Annotated in this window: 13 protein-coding genes, 1 tRNA gene and 1 pseudogene; 11 read left to right on the top strand and 4 right to left on the bottom strand. The window is 68.9% G+C overall.

Annotation, left to right across the window (positions count from 1 at the left end):
• The first annotated feature begins 32 nt into the window (after positions 1-32).
• The 11 genes from ACRQ5B_RS01720 (at position 33) to ACRQ5B_RS01670 (ending at position 11,679) form a co-directional block, all read left to right on the top strand.
• Positions 33-1,190 (top strand): adenosine deaminase, encoded by a 1,158-nt coding sequence (locus ACRQ5B_RS01720; protein WP_412882404.1) that lies wholly within the window; start codon positions 33-35, stop codon positions 1,188-1,190.
• Entirely contained in the window at positions 1,183-1,932 is a 750-nt protein-coding gene (locus ACRQ5B_RS01715) for a MazG nucleotide pyrophosphohydrolase domain-containing protein (protein WP_432396315.1), read from the top strand. Before ACRQ5B_RS01720 ends, ACRQ5B_RS01715 begins: the two co-directional genes overlap by 8 nt.
• Positions 1,933-2,073: 141 nt before the next feature.
• Positions 2,074-3,354: a phosphopyruvate hydratase gene (eno, locus tag ACRQ5B_RS01710; RefSeq protein ID WP_364136802.1), complete on the top strand. Its 1,281-nt coding sequence runs from the start codon at positions 2,074-2,076 to the stop codon at positions 3,352-3,354.
• Positions 3,355-3,564: 210 nt separating this feature from the next.
• A complete protein-coding gene (locus ACRQ5B_RS01705) occupies positions 3,565-4,239 on the top strand; it encodes an FtsB family cell division protein (protein ID WP_432396311.1) in 675 nt (224 codons plus the stop codon).
• Positions 4,240-4,304: 65 nt separating this feature from the next.
• Positions 4,305-5,039, top strand: a complete 735-nt coding sequence (locus ACRQ5B_RS01700; protein ID WP_432396308.1) for a DUF501 domain-containing protein — start codon at positions 4,305-4,307, stop codon at positions 5,037-5,039.
• Positions 5,036-5,986, top strand: coding sequence for an exopolyphosphatase (locus ACRQ5B_RS01695; protein ID WP_432396305.1), 951 nt, complete (start codon positions 5,036-5,038; stop codon positions 5,984-5,986). The genes ACRQ5B_RS01700 and ACRQ5B_RS01695 overlap by 4 nt, the downstream gene beginning before the upstream one ends.
• Positions 5,987-6,037: 51 nt before the next feature.
• Positions 6,038-7,417 (top strand): S8 family serine peptidase, encoded by a 1,380-nt coding sequence (locus ACRQ5B_RS01690; protein WP_432396303.1) that lies wholly within the window; start codon positions 6,038-6,040, stop codon positions 7,415-7,417.
• A gap of 34 nt (positions 7,418-7,451) precedes the next feature.
• Entirely contained in the window at positions 7,452-8,843 is a 1,392-nt protein-coding gene (locus ACRQ5B_RS01685) for an NAD(P)/FAD-dependent oxidoreductase (protein WP_432396300.1), read from the top strand.
• 125 nt (positions 8,844-8,968) lie between these two features.
• Complete coding sequence (locus ACRQ5B_RS01680; RefSeq protein ID WP_432396297.1) at positions 8,969-9,946, top strand: ACT domain-containing protein; 978 nt, start codon at positions 8,969-8,971, stop codon at positions 9,944-9,946.
• Positions 9,947-9,975: 29 nt separating this feature from the next.
• Positions 9,976-10,049 (top strand) — tRNA-Leu (locus ACRQ5B_RS01675).
• A gap of 268 nt (positions 10,050-10,317) precedes the next feature.
• A complete protein-coding gene (locus ACRQ5B_RS01670) occupies positions 10,318-11,679 on the top strand; it encodes an ABC transporter substrate-binding protein (protein ID WP_412882411.1) in 1,362 nt (453 codons plus the stop codon).
• A gap of 430 nt (positions 11,680-12,109) precedes the next feature.
• Here the strand turns inward: ACRQ5B_RS01670 and ACRQ5B_RS01665 are convergent.
• The 4 genes and pseudogenes from ACRQ5B_RS01665 to ACRQ5B_RS01650 all read right to left on the bottom strand — a co-directional run bounded on the left by ACRQ5B_RS01665 (position 12,110) and on the right by ACRQ5B_RS01650 (position 16,262).
• Positions 12,110-12,882, bottom strand: a pseudogene (locus ACRQ5B_RS01665) (ABC transporter ATP-binding protein).
• Positions 12,879-13,925, bottom strand: a complete 1,047-nt coding sequence (locus tag ACRQ5B_RS01660) for an ABC transporter ATP-binding protein (protein ID WP_432396293.1) — start codon at positions 13,923-13,925, stop codon at positions 12,879-12,881. Before ACRQ5B_RS01660 ends, ACRQ5B_RS01665 begins: the two are co-directional and overlap by 4 nt.
• Before the next feature lie 66 nt (positions 13,926-13,991).
• Positions 13,992-14,960: a branched-chain amino acid ABC transporter permease gene (locus ACRQ5B_RS01655; RefSeq protein ID WP_290258564.1), complete on the bottom strand. Its 969-nt coding sequence runs from the start codon at positions 14,958-14,960 to the stop codon at positions 13,992-13,994.
• 9 nt (positions 14,961-14,969) lie between these two features.
• The gene (locus tag ACRQ5B_RS01650; protein WP_432396289.1) at positions 14,970-16,262 is read right to left on the bottom strand and encodes a branched-chain amino acid ABC transporter permease; all 1,293 of its coding nucleotides are present in this window, start codon (positions 16,260-16,262) and stop codon (positions 14,970-14,972) included.
• Positions 16,263-16,729: the final 467 nt, after the last annotated feature.

Here is a 16,729-nt window from a genome sequence, read left to right as displayed (position 1 = left end):
GCCGCGGCGCCGTCCGACCCTATGGTGGGAGCGTGACTGAGACTATTGCTGACGATGCCCCTGACCTCGAGTTCGACCTGAAGGTCCTGCCGAAGGTTTCCCTCCACGACCACCTGGACGGCGGACTGCGTCCGGCCACCATCATCGACCTGGCCGCCGAGGTCGGGCACACCCTGCCCTCCACCGATCCCGTGGCGCTGGGGGAGTGGTTCCGGGAATCCGCCGACTCCGGCTCGCTGGTCCGCTACCTCGAGACCTTCGACCACACCATCGCCGTGATGCAGACCAAGGAAGGCCTCTTTCGGGTCGCCAAGGAATTCGTTGAGGACCTCGCCGACGACGGCGTCGTCTACGGCGAAGTGCGCTGGGCACCCGAGCAGCACCTGCAGCGGGGCCTGACCCTGGACGAGGTCGTCGAGGCGGTCCAGGCCGGGCTCGACGCCGGCGTCGAGGCCGTCTCCGAGACCGGCCGCGAGATCCAGGTGGGCCAGCTGATCACCGCTATGCGTCACGCCGACCGCAGCCAGGAAATCGCCGAACTCGCCGTCCGCCACCGCCACCAGGGCGCCGTCGGCTTCGACATCGCCGGTGCCGAGGACGGCTTCCTGCCCTCCCGGTTCAAGGACGCCTTCACCTACCTGGCCCAGCACAACTTCCCGGCCACCGTGCACGCCGGCGAGGCGGCCGGCCTGGAAAGCATCCAGTCGGCCCTGGTGGACGGCCGCGCCCTGCGCCTGGGCCACGGCGTCCGGATCGCCGAGGACGTCACCATCGAATTCGAAGAAGCAGAGAGCGACGGGACCGAGGGCGACGAGGTTCCCGACACCATCGGCATGGTCACCCTCGGCGACCTCGCCGGCTGGGTACGGGACCGGGGCATCGCCCTGGAAATCTGCCCGTCCTCCAACCTGCAGACCGGCGCAATCTCCGGCTTCGGCGAGGGCATCGAGAGCCACCCCGTGGACATGCTCTACCAGCTGGGCTTCAACGTCACCATCAACACCGACAACCGGCTGATGAGCGGCGTGACCCTTACCGACGAGTTCGAACTGCTGGTGGAAACCTTCGACTACGACCTCGACGACCTGCTGGAACTCACCCTCAACGCCGCCGAGGCCGCCTTCCTCCCGCTGGAGGAGAAGGAAGCCCTGGTCGAATACATCAACGAGGCCTACGCCGACCTTGGCTAGCAACCCCGAGGCCGACCCTTCCGGGGCGGTGGTCGCGCTGGTAGGGGTAATTGCCAGCCTGCGCGACCACTGCCCCTGGATGGGCGCCCTTACCCACGACTCCCTGGTGGAGTACCTCCTCGAGGAGGCCTTCGAGACGGCGGAAACCATCGAGGGCGGGCACGGTGACGCCGAACTCCGCGCCGAGCTGGGCGACGTGCTGCTCCAAGTGGTGCTGCACGCCCGGCTGGCCGAGGAACGCGGGGCCTTCGACTTCGACGACGTCGCCCGCGGGCTGCGGGAGAAGATGATCCGCCGCAACCCGCACGTCTTCCGTCCCGACGGCACCCTGCAGGACACCTTCCCCGCGACGGTGGAGGAGATCGTGCAGACCTGGGATGCGGTGAAGCGGGCGGAGAGGTCCGGGATCGGCCACGCCTTCGACGGCGTCCCGGCCGGGCTGCCCGCCCTGGCCCGGACACAGAAGCTGCTCGACCGCGCGGACCGGGCCGGCCTGCCTGCCCGGCCGCCCGCCGTCGTGCCCGCACCAGGCGGAACCGCCACCGAACCCGCCACCGAGCCCGGTCCCCACACCGAGGAGGAACTGGGCGAGGCCCTGTTCGCCATGGTGGCCGCCGCCCGGGCCCGAGGGCTTGACGCCGAACGGGCGCTCCGGGCGGCCAACCGCCGCTTCCAGGCCGCCGCTACGGGCGGGACCGCACGGCCGGAACCCGCCGCCGGCGAGCCCCTGCCCGGGACGTAGCCGGGACTTAATAACTTTCCGTAACCCCGGCCCCTCTGGACTAGGCTAGGGGGTGACGAGGACGTCCACGACGGCTTGACCACCCCCTGAGATTCCAGCAGTCAGATACCCAACACACCGCTTCACCCAAAGGAGCATTCCATGGCGCTTATCGATGCCATCCACGCCCGCGAGATCCTCGATTCCCGCGGCAACCCGACCGTAGAAGTTGAAGTCCTGCTCTCCGACGGCCAGATCGGCCGCGCGGCGGTTCCCTCCGGCGCCTCCACCGGCGAGCACGAGGCGGTGGAACTGCGCGACGGCGACAAGGGCCGCTACCTCGGCAAGGGTGTCCAGAAGGCAGTCGACGCCGTCATCGACCAGATCGCCCCGGCCCTGATCGGCTTCGACGCCACGGACCAGCGCAGCATCGACCAGGCCATGATCGACCTCGACGGCACCGCCAACAAGGGCAAGCTCGGCGCCAACGCCATCCTGGGCGTCTCCCTGGCCGTGGCCAACGCCGCCGCCGCCTCCGCCGACCTGCCGCTGTACAAGTACCTGGGCGGCCCGAACGCCCACGTCCTGCCCGTGCCGCTGATGAACATCCTCAACGGCGGCTCGCACGCCGACTCCGACGTCGACATCCAGGAATTCATGGTTGTCCCGCTGGGCGCCGAGACCTTCTCCGAGGGCCTCCGCTGGGGCGTTGAGGTCTACCACGCGCTCAAGGCCGTGCTGCAGTCCAAGGGTCTGGCCACCGGCCTGGGCGACGAGGGCGGCTTCGCCCCGAACCTGCCCTCCAACCGCGCCGCCCTGGACCTGATCCAGGAAGCCATCAAGAACGCCGGCTACACCCCCGGCAAGGACGTGGCCCTGGCCCTGGACGTCGCCTCCTCCGAGTTCTTCAAGAACGGCTCCTACGAGTTCGAGGGCAAGACCCTGAGCTCCGCCGAGATGAGCGCCTACTACGCCGAACTGGTCGCCGACTACCCGCTGGTTTCCATCGAGGACCCGCTGGACGAGAACGACTGGGAGGGCTGGAAGACCCTCACCGACAGCATCGGCGACAAGGTCCAGATCGTCGGCGACGACCTCTTCGTCACCAACCCGGAGCGCCTGCAGACCGGCATCGACGCCAAGACCGCCAACTCCCTGCTGGTCAAGGTCAACCAGATCGGTTCGCTGACCGAGACCCTGGACGCCGTCTCCCTGGCCCAGCGCAACGGGTACACCACCATCACCTCGCACCGCTCCGGCGAGACCGAGGACACCACCATCGCGGACATCGCCGTGGCCACCAACGCCGGCCAGATCAAGACCGGCGCCCCGGCCCGCTCCGAGCGCGTTGCCAAGTACAACCAGCTCCTGCGCATCGAGGAGGAGCTCGACGACGCCGCACGCTACGCCGGCCGCAGCGCCTTCCCGCGTTTCAAGGGCTAGTACCCGCAAAAACCAGTGACCGGTGGCTATGGTGGAAAGAACCATGGCCACCGGTTCTGTTTTGGCCGGCCGTAACTGGCCCCCGGTCCGGCCAATGTGCCGGCCAGTTGTGAAGGAGTGACATGGCAACCCGCCGTCCCAAAGTTCCCAGGGCAGCCGCGCCGGCCGCCACTGTACCGGCCGCCGGCCGGGGAGCCCGACGGCGGCGACGTGATCCGGGCCGACTTCGGCGGATCCCGCCAGGCCCACGCCCCCGCGCAGGTCCCCGGACCGGGTGCAGGCCGCACCGCACACGCCGCCGCGGGCCGCGCTGCATCCGGCGCCACCGGCGCAACCGCCGCCGCGAAAGCGGGCGCAGCTTCGTCGGGCACCGCTCCCGGCAACCCCAAAGGCCCGGCCGCCAAGGGCACCGCTTCCGGTGCCTCCAAAGGCTCGTCCGCCACGACGCCGGGCAGCAGGCCCGTCGTCGAGCGCGCCGTGGACTCCACCGACCCCGTCCCCGCCAAGGCCTTCTCCGGCCGGATGCTGGCGCTGGCCCTGGTCATGGTGGCCATCACCATCCTGCTGGCCCCCACGGTCAAGATCTTCCTCGAGAAGCGGTCCGAAATCGCCGGCCTCCAGGCGGACATCACCGCCAGCCAGGCCAAGCAGGCGGACCTGAAGCGGCAGATTTCACGCTGGCAGGACCCCAACTTCGTCAAACAGCAGGCCCGCGACCGGATTAACATGGTTATGCCCGGCGAAACCGGGTACTGGGTGTTCGGCAGCGACATTCCTGCCGACACCCCGGCCACCGGCGCCGCCGCGACCAGCGGCGACAGCCAGGAAACCCTGCCGTGGGTGGATTCCCTCTGGGAATCCATCCGCCGATCAGCAACAGACTAAAAGCGGCGCCCGCCGCCGGAGCACCGGACCCGGTCCTCCCAACAGGGCAGGAAGGTGCCGCACCCGTGGACCAGAACCGAGTGGACGCCCCCCAGTCCGGAACCGACGGCCCCGCCGCGGACCACCGCACCCCGACGGCCCGGGACCTCGACGTCCTCAGCCGCCAGCTGGGCCGGCCGGTGCGCGACGTCGTCGAGATCCCCGCCCGCTGCGTCTGCGGCAACCCGCTGGTCGCCGCTACCTCCCCGCGGCTGAGCAACGGCACCCCGTTTCCCACCACCTTCTACTTGACGCACCCGGTCATCACCTCGGCCGTGTCCCGGCTCGAAGCGGCCGGCCTGATGAACGAGATGAACGACCGGCTCGTCGGCGACGGGGAGCTCGCGGACCGGTACCGCTCCGCCCACGAGGCCTACCTGCAGTCCCGCGCCGAGATCGGCGAACGCTCGGGCACCGGCCCGGTCCCCGAGATCGATGGCGTCTCCGCCGGCGGGATGCCCACCCGGGTAAAATGCCTGCACGTCCTGGTGGGCCACTCCCTGGCCGCCGGCCCCGGCGTCAACCCTCTCGGCGACGAGGCCATCGACGCGATCGCCGAATGGTGGACGCGGGACCGTTGCTACTGCGACGGCGCCTGGGACACCGACGGCGAGGCCCCCAGCCGGGACCTCAGCCGCCACGGCCCGCAGGGCCTGCCCGACATCGTCGGCCGGCCGGCACCCGTGCGCAAGAACCGGGCCGAGAGCTCCGACACCCCCGATGCCTCTGTAGCCGGCGCGACCGACGGGGCAGCCCAGTGAGCCGCGTCGCCGCCATCGACTGCGGCACCAACTCCATCCGCCTGCTGATCGCCGACGTCGACACCAGCGATCCGGACGCGCCCAAGCTCACCGACATCGTCCGTGAGATGCGCGTGGTCCGCCTGGGTCAGGGCGTCGATGCCACGGGGGAGTTCGCCCCCGAGGCCCTCGAGCGCACCCTCGCCGCCACCGCCGACTACGCTGAGCTGATCCGCCGGCACGACGCCACGAGCGTGCGCTTCGTCGCCACCTCGGCCACCCGAGACGCCAAGAACCGCCAGGTCTTCATCGACGGCGTGCGCGACTTGCTCGGCGTCGAGCCCGAGGTCATCTCCGGCGACGAGGAGGCCGCACTATCCTTCGCCGGCGCCAGCAGCGTACTGCCCTTCCGCGGGACCGACCCCGTCCTCGTCGTCGACCTCGGCGGTGGCAGCACCGAATTCGTCCTCGGCAACGCCGACGGCGTCATCGCCGCCCGCTCGGTCGACGTCGGCTGCGTCCGCATGACCGAGCGGCACCTCAAGGCCGACCCGCCCACCGCGGACCAGGTCGCCGCCGCCACCGCCGACGTCGACGCCGCCATCGACGAGGCCGCCCGGACCGTGCCGCTGGAACGGGCCACCGCCCTAATCGGCGTCGCGGGCTCCGTCACCACCATCACCGCCCACGCCCTGAAGCTGCCGGAATACTCCGCGGACGCCATCCACGGCACCGAGCTGGGACTGGACGCCGTGCGCGCCGCCTGTACCTCGCTGCTGGACATGCCGCGGGACAACCGGGCCGCGCTGCCCTACATGCACCCGGGCCGCGTGGACGTGATCGGCGCCGGCGGGCTCGTGTGGCGCCGGATCGCCGAACGGATGGCGGAGGCCACCGGCGGTGTCATCACCACGGCCGTGACCAGCGAACACGATATTCTTGACGGAATTGCCCTGAGCATCAGCTAGCGCCGCGCGCCTCGCTGCGGCTCCGGCAGTCGAAGCGCCGATTGGACCCGAATGACCAGAGCACCAGCCCGGCTGAGCCGGACCGTCTCAGCCCTGATTGCCGTGGCCCTCGCCGGCGCCAGTGCCGCAGCCACCCTGACGGTGGCCCCGGCCGCCGTCGCCGACAGCACGCGGGACAAGGAATACTGGCTCGCCGAATCCGGCATCACCAAGGCCTGGGAGGTCTCCAAGGGTGCCGGCGTGAAGGTGGCCGTGATCGACAGCGGCGTGGACGGCAAGCACGCCGACCTCGCCGGGGCGCTGGCCGGCGGAACGGACATCTCCGGTGCCGGGGCGCCCGACGGTCAGAAGAGCATCGGGGCCAAGCCCGAACACGGCACCCTCGTGGCCACCATGCTCGCCGGCCGCGGCCACCAGCCGGCCCCTGCCACCGACGCGCCCTCACCCAGCCCGAGCCCCACCGCCTCCGGGCCGGGACCGGACGGGATCGTCGGCGTCGCCCCCGAGGCCCAGATCCTCTCCGTCTCTACCTGGCTGGGCTCGGCCAATCCCGGCGGCAAGAGCGACCAGGACCAGATCCCGGCCGCCGTCCGCTGGGCCGTGGACAACGGTGCCCGGGTCATCAACATCTCCCTCGGCAGCACCTCCCCGGAATGGCCGCAGAGCTGGGACGCGGCGTTCCTCTATGCCGAACAGAAGGACGTCGTCATCGTCGCGGCGGCCGGCAACCGCGTGGGCGGCAACGTCCAGGTCGGCGCCCCGGCCACCATTCCCGGTGTGCTGACCGTGGCTGGCCTGGACCGGAAGGGCGCCGCCAGCATCGACTCCTCTTCCCAGGGCATCAGCATCGGCGTCGCCGCCCCGGCCGAGAACCTCATCGGCGGCCTGCCCGGCGGCGGCTACGCCGAGTGGGCCGGCACGTCCGGCGCCACCCCGATCGTCGCCGGCGTCGCCGCCCTGATCCGCTCCAAGTGGCCGGACATGACCGCCAGCCAGGTGATCAACCGGATCGTCAGCACCGCCAAGGACGCCGGCGCCCCGGGCAAGGACCCGCTCTACGGCTACGGCGTGCTCAACGCCGAGGCGGCGCTGAAGGCCGACGTCCCCGAAACCACGGTCAACCCGCTCGGCACCATCTCCGACTGGATCCGCGTGCACCGGCGGGGCATCCCGGCGACCTCGGCGCCGGCCGCGGCGCCACCGCCCTCCAGCGCCGCCGCGGCCCTGCCGGAGCCCTCGGTTCCGGTGGCCCAGGCCCCGTCCCCGGCGGACACCGCCGTGCCCGCGATGGTGGTCCTGGGCTTCGGCGGATTGATCGTCTGCATCATCGCGGGGGCGGCCATCCAGCTCCGCCGGGCGGTCCGGGGGAGCGCCCCGGAGACCGCCGCAACGGTCCCGGAGCCGGACGACGTCACAGCCCCGAATAGTTAGTGAAGGTTTTCACAAAGTGCGGTATTCTGGACCCATGGCAACCACTCCTCAGCTCCAGGACCGTCCCAGGGTACTCGTCGTCGGCGGCGGGTACGTCGGCCTGTACGTAGCCCTCAAACTGCAGAAGAAGATCGCAAACGCCGGTGGCATCGTCACCGTCGTCGACCCGCTGCCCTACATGACCTACCAGCCGTTCCTGCCTGAGGTTGCCGGCGGCAACATCGAGGCACGCCACGCGGTCGTTTCGCACCGCCGGCACCTGACCCAGACCGAGCTCATCGAGGGCCGCGTCCTCTCGATCGATCACGCCAACCGCACCGCCGTGGTCGCCCCGGCCGACGGCGGTGAGAACTTCGAGATCCCGTACTTCGACGTCGTCCTGGCCGCCGGTGCCATCACCCGCACCTTCCCGATCAAGGGCCTCGCGGACAAGGGCATCGGCCTCAAGACCATCGAGGAAGCCGTCGCTCTGCGCAACGGTGTCCTCGAGCGGATCGAGACCGGCTCCCTGATGACCGACCCGGCGGAGCGCGCCCGCGCCCTGACCTTCGTCGTCGTCGGCGGCGGCTTCGCCGGCATCGAGTGCATCACCGAGATGGAAGACCTGGCCCGCGCCGCGGTCAAGAAGAACCCGCGCGTCAAGCAGGAAGAAATCCGCTTCGTGCTGGTCGAGGCCATGGGCCGCATCATGCCCGAGGTCACCGCCCAGCAGGCCGAGTGGGTCGTCGAGCACCTGCGCAGCCGCGGTATCGAGGTGCTGCTGAACACCTCGCTGGACAACGCCGAGGGCGCCATCAAGCTGATCAACCTGCCGGACAAGACCCCCGCGCAGGAGTTCGAGTCGGACACCCTCGTCTGGACCGCCGGCGTGCAGGCCAACCCGATGGTCCGCTCCACCGACTTCCCGCTCGAGCCCCGCGGTCGCGTGCGCGTCCTCCCGGACCTGCGCATCGCCGGCGACGAAGGCATCATCGAGAACGCCTGGGCCGCCGGTGACGTTGCGGCCGTGCCCGACCTCACGGGCAAGGGCCTCCCGGACGGCACCTGCGTCCCCAACGCCCAGCACGCGCTGCGCCAGGCCAAGCGCCTCGCCAAGAACCTGTGGGCCTCCCGCTGGGGCAAGGAGCTCAAGGACTACAAGCACAAGAACCTGGGCGCCGTCGCCGGCTTCGGTGAATGGAAGGGCGTGGCCAACATCAACCTGATCGGCCGCATCGGCCTCAAGGGCCCGCTGGCCTGGCTTGCCCACCGTGGCTACCACGGCCTGGCGATGCCCACGGTCGAGCGCAAGATCCGCGTGATCTCCGGCTGGTTCTGGCAGCTCTTCCTGGGCCGCGACACCACCCAGCTGATGGACCTGGACAACCCGCGCGGCGCATTCGTCGCCGCAGCCACCCCGGCCCCCAAGCCGGCGGACGCCAAGTAGTCCACCCGCAGTAACCACGACGGCGGCCGTTCCCCACGCAGGGGAGCGGCCGCCGTCGTCGTTGTCCCGCTGGTGGCGGACGCACTCCTGGCCCCGGGCTATGGTCGCGTGCCTAGACTGGGGCCATGACCCCAGCCGAGAAAGACCTGCATGCCCTGCTCGCCTCGATGCACCCGGCGGTCCGCGAAGGCGAGTACGTCTACGTCCGCTGGCCCGAGGGCAGGCCGCTGGGCGGCCACATCGCCGCCGCCGTCCGCGAAGCCGACGGGCTGACCGTGGTGCTGCCCCGCGCCGACGCCGACGCCCAGGACCTGACGTATGACCATGCGGCGGCCTGGATCACCGCCCAGGTCCCTTCCGCGGACGGGGCCGCCGGGCTGACCGCCGCCATCAGCGCCGCCCTGGCCGAGGCGAAGATCGGCGTCAAGGTCCTGGCCGGATTCCACCACGACCACCTGCTTGTCCCCGTTCCCGACGCCGAACGTGCCCTCGAGGTGCTCCACGAACTGTCCGCCGCCAGCCGGTCCGCCAGCGGCGGTACCCCGGCCCCGGAGCCGCGGCTGGTGCTGCGCGACGAACAGCCGGGGGACCGCCCCGCCCTGCTGGAGCTGACCCGCGCGGCGTTTGCGATCTCGCCGGTCACCGGGGAGCCGGTCGAGGGTGAACCCGAGGAGGTGGGGCTGCTGGCGGCCCTGTTCGAGTGCGGGGAGTACCTGCCGGCGTTCAGCGTCGTCGCCGAGCTCGACGGCGAGATCGTGGGCCACGTGATCAGCACCCGCGGCCGGGTGGGGGAGCTGGAGCTGCTGGGGCTCGGCCCGCTGGGCGTGACGCCGCGGCTGCAGCGCCACGGCATCGGCTCGGCCCTGATGAAGGAGACCATCAGCCGGGCCAACGCCGCGGGGGAGCGGGGCATCGCCCTCCTCGGCAGCCCTGAGTACTACGCCCGGTTCGGCTTCGTTCCCTCCACCTCCCTCGGCGTGCAGCCGCCGGACCCGGCGTGGGGCGAGTACTTCCAGCTGCTGCCGCTGGCGCTTTGGCCCGGGGGAGTGAACGGCACCTTCCGGTACGCGGCGCCCTTCGACGCCGCCGGCGGCCACGGTTAGGGCGTGCCGGCACGATACGATTGTCCGGCGCCCCAGTAGCCCAATTGGCAGAGGCATCGGACTTAAAATCCGCGTGTTGTGGGTTCGAGTCCCACCTGGGGTACCCCGTCGCCGCCCCGGCCCTTCCTATGTGAAGGGCCGGGGCGGCTTTGTGTCATCCCAAGGGCTGCCGTTCGGCGGTCTGTCGCGGCTCCGGGAGGGGTTTGGGGGCGGTTTGGGGTCCTGATTCCCCCTAGGCAACGAGTGTTATAAGGATGTGACCGTAGTCACTTATTTTCGGGCTGAAATTGCACTAGCTTGAAGCTAAATCAGGAACACCTGATCTTTCGCGTCAAAGGCCGTTCGCACCTTTCGATCGAGGAGACCTCTCTATGACTTCACTCCCCCAGGCGGCGCCGCGCATTGCTAAGCTCACCGCGCTTAGCATCGGCGTCGCCCTTCTGGCTACGGCTTGTGGCGGTTCGTCCACGCCCTCGTCCAGCGGCTCCGGCTCGGCTTCGGCTTCCAGCCAGGCCGGCGGCATTTCCTGCCCGGCTCCCAGCTCCTCCGCGGCTGCCAGCAGCTCGGCCAGCGCCGCAGGCTCCGTGCCCGCTTCCTCGACCACCACGGATACCCCGTTGAAGATCGGTTCGCTGCTGCCGACCACCGGTTCGCTCGCGTTCCTCGGCCCGCCGGAAATCGCCGGCGTGAACCTCGGCATCAAGGAAATCAACGACGCCGGCGGCGTCCTGGGCAAGCCGGTCGAGGTCATCCACCGCGACTCCGGCGACACCAAGACCGACATCGCCACGCAGTCCACCACCGCCCTCCTCGGCCAGGGTGTCAGCGCCATCATCGGCGCCGCCTCCTCCGGTGTCTCCAAGACCGTGATCAACCAGATCACCGGCGCGGGCGTCATCCAGTTCTCCCCGGCCAACACCTCGCCGGACTTCACCACCTGGGACGACAAGGGCCTCTACTGGCGCACCGCTCCCTCCGACGTCCTGCAGGGCAAGGTCCTGGGTAACTACATGACCACCTGTGGCGCCCAGACCGTCGGCATGATCGTCCTCAACGACGCCTACGGCACGGGTCTGGCCAAGAACATCCAGTCCGCGGTTGAGGCCGCCGGCGGCAAGGTTGTGGCGCAGGAACTCTTCAACGAGGGTGACTCGCAGTTCAGCAGCCAGGTGGACAAGGTCCTCGCCGCCAAGCCGGACGCGATCGCACTGATCACCTTCGACCAGGCCAAGAGCATCGTTCCGCTGATCACCGGCAAGGGCGTCAAGCCCACGCAGATCTTCATGGTGGACGGCAACATGTCCGACTACAGCAAGGACTTCAAGGCTGGCACCCTGAAGGGCGCCCAGGGCACCATCCCCGGTACCTTCGCCAAGGACGACTTCAAGAAGAAGCTGCTCGGCATCGACCCGGCGCTGAAGGATTACAGCTACGCAGGCGAGTCCTACGACGCCGTGAACCTGGTCGCCCTGGCCGCCGAGGAAGCCAAGAGCACCAAGGGCACGGAGATTGCCAAGCACCTCAAGGACGTCTCCGAAGGCGGCGAGAAGTGCAACAGCTTCGCCACCTGCGTCACCCTGCTCCGCAACGGCAAGGACATCGACTACGACGGCCAGTCCGGCCCCGTAACGTTCTCCGACGCCGGTGACCCGACGGAAGCCTACATCGGCATCTACGAGTACCAGGATGACAACAGCTACAAGCCCGTCAAGGAAGAGTTCGGCAAGCTCTAAGGCCCGCCTCTGACTGACACGCAGGAAACCCCCGTCCATTTGGGCGGGGGTTTCCTGCGTTTGCGGGGCGGGGTGCTGCCGCGACGGTTTTGGATTTGCGCTGGGGTTTCGGACAGGCGCATGCCGGGTCCGGGGTGCGTCGGTCCGATTCCGGCGCGGAACCTCGACGCCGGGCGGACGAAGGTGCGCGGAGGGATGTCGGCGGCGACACGGGGGCAGTCCGCTTGCGAAAGCGCCGTTGTTGCGTTGGGCCCACGGCGGCAGGGTTCCCTGCCCGAGCTTGCGAGGGGCGGGGCCGTCCGGGAGGGAGGAGCGCAGGCGCCGAGCAAGTGCCTGCGTCCGGAGTCGGAGCCGGGAGAGGAGACCCCAGGGAAACGGCGAAGGGCCGCCACCGATGCGGTGACGACCCTTCGGAGGGGTGAGCCCGGAACTACTCGACGGTGTCGGCCAGGGTGCCCAGATAGAGCTGGATGACCTTGGGATCCTTCATCAGTTCCCGGCCGGTACCGGTGTACGCGTCCTTGCCCTGGTCCAGGACGTAGCCGCGGTCGCAGATCTGCAGGCAGCGGCGGGCGTTCTGTTCGACCATGATCACGGAGACGCCGGCCCGGTTGATCTCGTGGACCCGCAGGAAGGTCTCGTCCTGCTTGACGGGGAGAGTCCGGCCGAGGGCTCATCGAGCAGCAGCACCGCCGGGTCCATCATCAGGGCCCGGCCCATGGCGACCATCTGGCGTTCGCCACCGGAGAGGGAGCCGGCGCGCTGGGCCCGCCGCTTCGCCAGCTCCGGGAAGAGGTCCGCCACGAACTCGAACCGCTTGGCGAAGTCCTTGGGCCGCTGGAACATGCCCATCTGCAGGTTCTCTTCGATGGTCAGGGCCGCGAAGACGTTGTTGGTCTGCGGGACGAAACCGACGCCCTTGGTGACCAGCTTGTTCGCCTTCAGCCCGGTGATGTCCTGGCCTCGGACCACCACGGAGCCGGAGTGGACCTTGACCAGGCCGAACATGGCCTTGAGCAGGGTCGACTTGCCGGCGCCGTTCGGCCCGATGATGCCGATCAGTTCACCCTTGCGGGCCTCGATGCTGCACCCGTTGAGGATGTTGACGCCCGGGATGTAACCGGCCACCAGGTTGGTGACCTTGACGACCGAGTCGCCGTCGAATCCGCTCTGCGCGGCGGGGGCGGGGCTCGTGGCGCTCATTCTGCGTCCTTCACTGTGCTGGGCGGCTGTTCGCCATGGTTCGGCTCCTCGGCGCTCCGCCGCCCGTGCGCCGCACCCGCAGCGGGTGCGGTGCCGGCGTCGGCGGTTTCCGTCGCGATCACATCGGAGGAGATGATGCCGGCGTTCTCGGTGCCGACGATCGATTCGTCGTCGGCCTCGAGCTCGGCGGCGAGCTCCTTGATGCCCTCGGAGTCGCCGAGGTCGACGTCGTGGTGGGCGCCCAGGTAGGCGTCGATCACGGCCGGGTTCTTCATCACCTCGGCGGGCGGGCCCTCGGCGACGATCTTGCCCTCGGCCATGACCACCACCCAGTCGGCGATGTGGCGGACCATGTGCATGTCGTGCTCGACGAACAACACGGTCATGCCCTCGGCCTTGAGGTTCTTGATGTGGTCCAGCAGCGACTGCGTCAGCGCCGGGTTCACGCCTGCCATCGGCTCGTCCAGCATGACCAGCTTGGGCCGGACCATGAGGGAACGGGCCATCTCCAGGAGCTTGCGCTGGCCGCCGGAGAGGGACGCCGCGTAGTCGTCCTTCTTGGCGTCCAGCTTGAACTTCTGCAGCAGCACCTCGGCCTGCTCGGTGATGCGCTTCTCCTCGCCGCCCCAGATGCCCTTGAACAGCGCCTTGTAGAGCTTCTCGCCGGACTGGTTGGAGGCGCCGAGGCGCATGTTCTCCATGACGGTGAGCTTGCCCATGACCTTGGTCAGCTGGAAGGTGCGGACCATGCCCATCCGCGCCACCTTGTAGGAGGAGACGCCGGCCAGGCTGTTGCCCTCGAACTGCCACTTGCCGGTGTTCGGTGTATCGAAACCGGTCAGCAGGTTGAAGAGGGTGGTCTTGCCGGCGCCGTTAGGGCCGATCAGGGCGGTGATCTTGTGCCTTGGGATTTCCAGGTATTCGACGTCGACGGCGTTGATGCCGCCGAAGCTGCGGGTGACGTTCTCCGCCACCACGATCGGGTCCCGCTTCTTGCAGCCGGGCGCGATCTCCCCGGCCGCGATCGGACGGGAGTCCGTCATGTAGTCGATGGTCTCGGCGTCGGCCGCTGGTGCCGGCGCCGGCCTTGGGTTCTTCGCTGTGCATGCTCATGCGAACGCCAGCTCCTTCTTATTGCCAAAGACGCCCTGCGGCCTGAAGATCATCAGCAGCATCAGGGCGATGCCTACCAGGATGTAGCGCAGCTGACCGGCCTGGACCGTGTTCAGCCAGGTGACGGCGCCGGACTCGATCAGTCCGTAGAGCACGCCCTGGGTCAGGGACAGCACCACCCAGAAGATCATGGCGCCGACGACCGGTCCCAGCACGGTGCCGAGGCCGCCGAGCAGCAGGCAGGTGTAGAGGAAGAACGTCAGCTCGGTGCCGTAGTTGGCCGGCTGCACCGCACCGCGGGGGAGCGTGAAGACCATGCCGGCGAGGGCGCCGAGGACGCCGCCGATGACCAATGCCTGCATCTTGTAGGCGTAGACGTTCTTGCCGAGGGAGCGGACGGCGTTCTCGTCCTCACGGATTCCCTTGAGGACGCGGCCCCACGGGCTGCGCATCAGCAGCCAGACGAGGACGCAGCACACGATCACGAGGGCCCAGCCGGCGACCCGGATGAAGAAGTCGCGGTTGTTCATGCCGAAGTAGGAGCCCTCGGGGAACGGGTTCATGGCGTAGAAGTCGCCCTCGAAGGCGGCCAGGCCGTTCGCCGAACCGGTGACCGAGGTCAGCTGGTTGGTGGTGACGATGTAGCGGACGATTTCCGCGGCCGCGATCGTGACGATGGCCAGGTAGTCGGCCCGCAGCCGCAGAGTGGGAATGCCGAGCAGCAAGGCGAAGATCGCCGAGCAGACGACGGCGATCAGCAGGCCCACGAAGAACGGCACGTGGAAGCTCAGGGTGGAGATGGCGAAGCCGTAGGCCCCCACCGCCATGAAGCCGGCCTGGCCGAAGTTCAGCAGGCCCGAGTAGCCGAAGTGCACCGCCAGGCCGAGCGCGGCGAGTGCGTACGCCGCCGTCGTCGGGCTGAAGATTTCTCCGGCAGCGCTGGAAAGAATGAATCCGAAGTCCATGTTTGTCTCCTAACCCACGCGCTCGCGGCGGCCCAGGATGCCCTGGGGCCGGAACAAGAGGACAACGATCATGATGAAGAGGGCTCCCACGTACTTGAGGTCGGCGGCGAGGCCGAACACGGTGGTGAGCTCCACGAAGATACCGACGATGATGGAGCCGAAGAGTGCGCCCCACACGGTGCCGAGGCCGCCCAGGGTGACGCCGGCGAAGATGAGCAGCAGGATCTGGGATCCCATGTCGAACGTGACGCCCGGCCGGTAGTAGGCCCAGAGGATGCCGCCGAGGGAGGCCAGCATGCCGCCGGTGACCCAGACGATGCGGATCACGGAGTCGACGTCGATGCCGGAGGCCGCGGCGAGGGCGGGGTTGTCGGCCACCGCACGGGTGGCCTTGCCCAGGCGGGTCTTCAGCAGCACGACGCCGAGGACGGCGATCACGATCACGCTGATCAGCAGGGACCACAGGTTGTTCGGCGAGATGGAGATCGGGCCGATCTGGATCTCGGCGCTCTGCGCGAACGGCAGCTGCTGGGTGGCGCCGCCGAAGTAGAACTGGATGACGTACCGGACCGCCAGGGCCAGGCCGATGCTGACGATCATCATCGGAACCAGGCCGGTCCCGCGGCGACGCAGCGGCTTCCAGAGCCCTGCGTCCTGGACGTAGCCGAAGAGGCCGCCGCCCAGGAGGGCCAGGATGATCGCGAGCCAGAACGGCAGGTTCATGGCGTTGAAGGCGAAGACCAGGACGGCCCCGAGGGTGACCATCTCGCCGTGGGCGAAGTTGGTCAGGCCGGTGGTGCCGAAGATCAGTGACAGGCCAACGGACGCCAGGGCCAGCAGCAGGCCGAAGCTCAGGCCGGCGACGAGGCGGTTGATCAGGTTCTGGCCGAAGTCCTGCTGCTGGACCACGATGCCCTTACCGAAGGCGAAGACCACGGAGAGGTTGGAAGTCTGACTGAACGTGACCTTGCGGGGGTTTTCCTGGCCCTCGGCGAGCTTGACGCCCTCCGGCAGGGTCTTGGTGTCCAGCTCGACTTCGTAGGTGCCCTGGGTGGGGACGCCGATGTTCCAGGATCCGTTGGCGGCCGACTTGGTGGTGCCGGTGAAGTTCTCGCCCTTGGCGGTGATGGTGACGCCGGCCAGCGGCGCCCTGTCGTCACCGCGGAGGAAGCCGCTGATGCTGTTCTGGAAGTTGGTGCTCGACGGGGATGGTGTCGGCGATGGGGTCGTGGCCTGCGATGCCGGCGCGACGATGAGCAGAAGGGCTGCGACGGCGGCGAAGACCCCGCCTACAGCTGTCATGATTCTGCCGCGGCGCCGCGGGGGCAGGCCTCGTGTTGTGCTTCTCAAAGGTGAAAACCTCCACGTGGGGATGGTCTGGGTTGCGCCGTTGCAACCGCTGCGAACGTTCGGGGGACGGGTGGAGCCGGTGGTGCGATGCGATGGAGCTGATGGTGAAGCTGGTTGTGATGTCCGTCACCCCGTTGGGCTCATGTTACCGCCCCCGGGGGGCGCTAATTGCCGCTCCGAGCAGGTATTACGTCGCGATCACATAACAACCGTGAAGCTGGACGCAGGTATCCAATTAGTTCAGCTAATGAAAACTTTTGTTGATCTCCATGCGTCCTAAACAATCCCCGTATGGGACGTGCGGGGGAGGTCACGGTTGGGTTGCGACGCCCGACGGCGGGAACTAACCCTGCCTGCGGGCCGTGGGAATTGGTAGCGTGGAAACTACCGAGCTCCACCGCAGTTCATCACTCAACCCC

This window comes from Pseudarthrobacter sp. L19 (assembly GCF_050859435.1).
Taxonomy (GTDB): Bacteria; Actinomycetota; Actinomycetes; order Actinomycetales; family Micrococcaceae; genus Arthrobacter.
Note: the sequence above shows the minus strand (reverse complement) of the source record. Positions and strands in the feature narration are given on the sequence as shown.

Bases quoted from the DNA above. Each gene is read 5' to 3' on its own strand.
- ACRQ5B_RS01690 (WP_432396303.1), top strand. From the start codon at position 6,038: ATGACCAGAGCACCAGCCCGGCTGAGCCGGACCGTCTCAGCCCTGATT.
- ACRQ5B_RS01655 (WP_290258564.1), bottom strand. From the start codon at position 14,960: ATGGACTTCGGATTCATTCTTTCCAGCGCTGCCGGAGAAATCTTCAGC.
- ACRQ5B_RS01650 (WP_432396289.1), bottom strand. From the start codon at position 16,262: ATGACAGCTGTAGGCGGGGTCTTCGCCGCCGTCGCAGCCCTTCTGCTC.
- ACRQ5B_RS01670 (WP_412882411.1), top strand. From the start codon at position 10,318: ATGACTTCACTCCCCCAGGCGGCGCCGCGCATTGCTAAGCTCACCGCG.
- ACRQ5B_RS01660 (WP_432396293.1), bottom strand. From the start codon at position 13,925: ATGACGGACTCCCGTCCGATCGCGGCCGGGGAGATCGCGCCCGGCTGC.
- ACRQ5B_RS01680 (WP_432396297.1), top strand. From the start codon at position 8,969: ATGACCCCAGCCGAGAAAGACCTGCATGCCCTGCTCGCCTCGATGCAC.
- eno (WP_364136802.1), top strand. From the start codon at position 2,074: ATGGCGCTTATCGATGCCATCCACGCCCGCGAGATCCTCGATTCCCGC.
- ACRQ5B_RS01685 (WP_432396300.1), top strand. From the start codon at position 7,452: ATGGCAACCACTCCTCAGCTCCAGGACCGTCCCAGGGTACTCGTCGTC.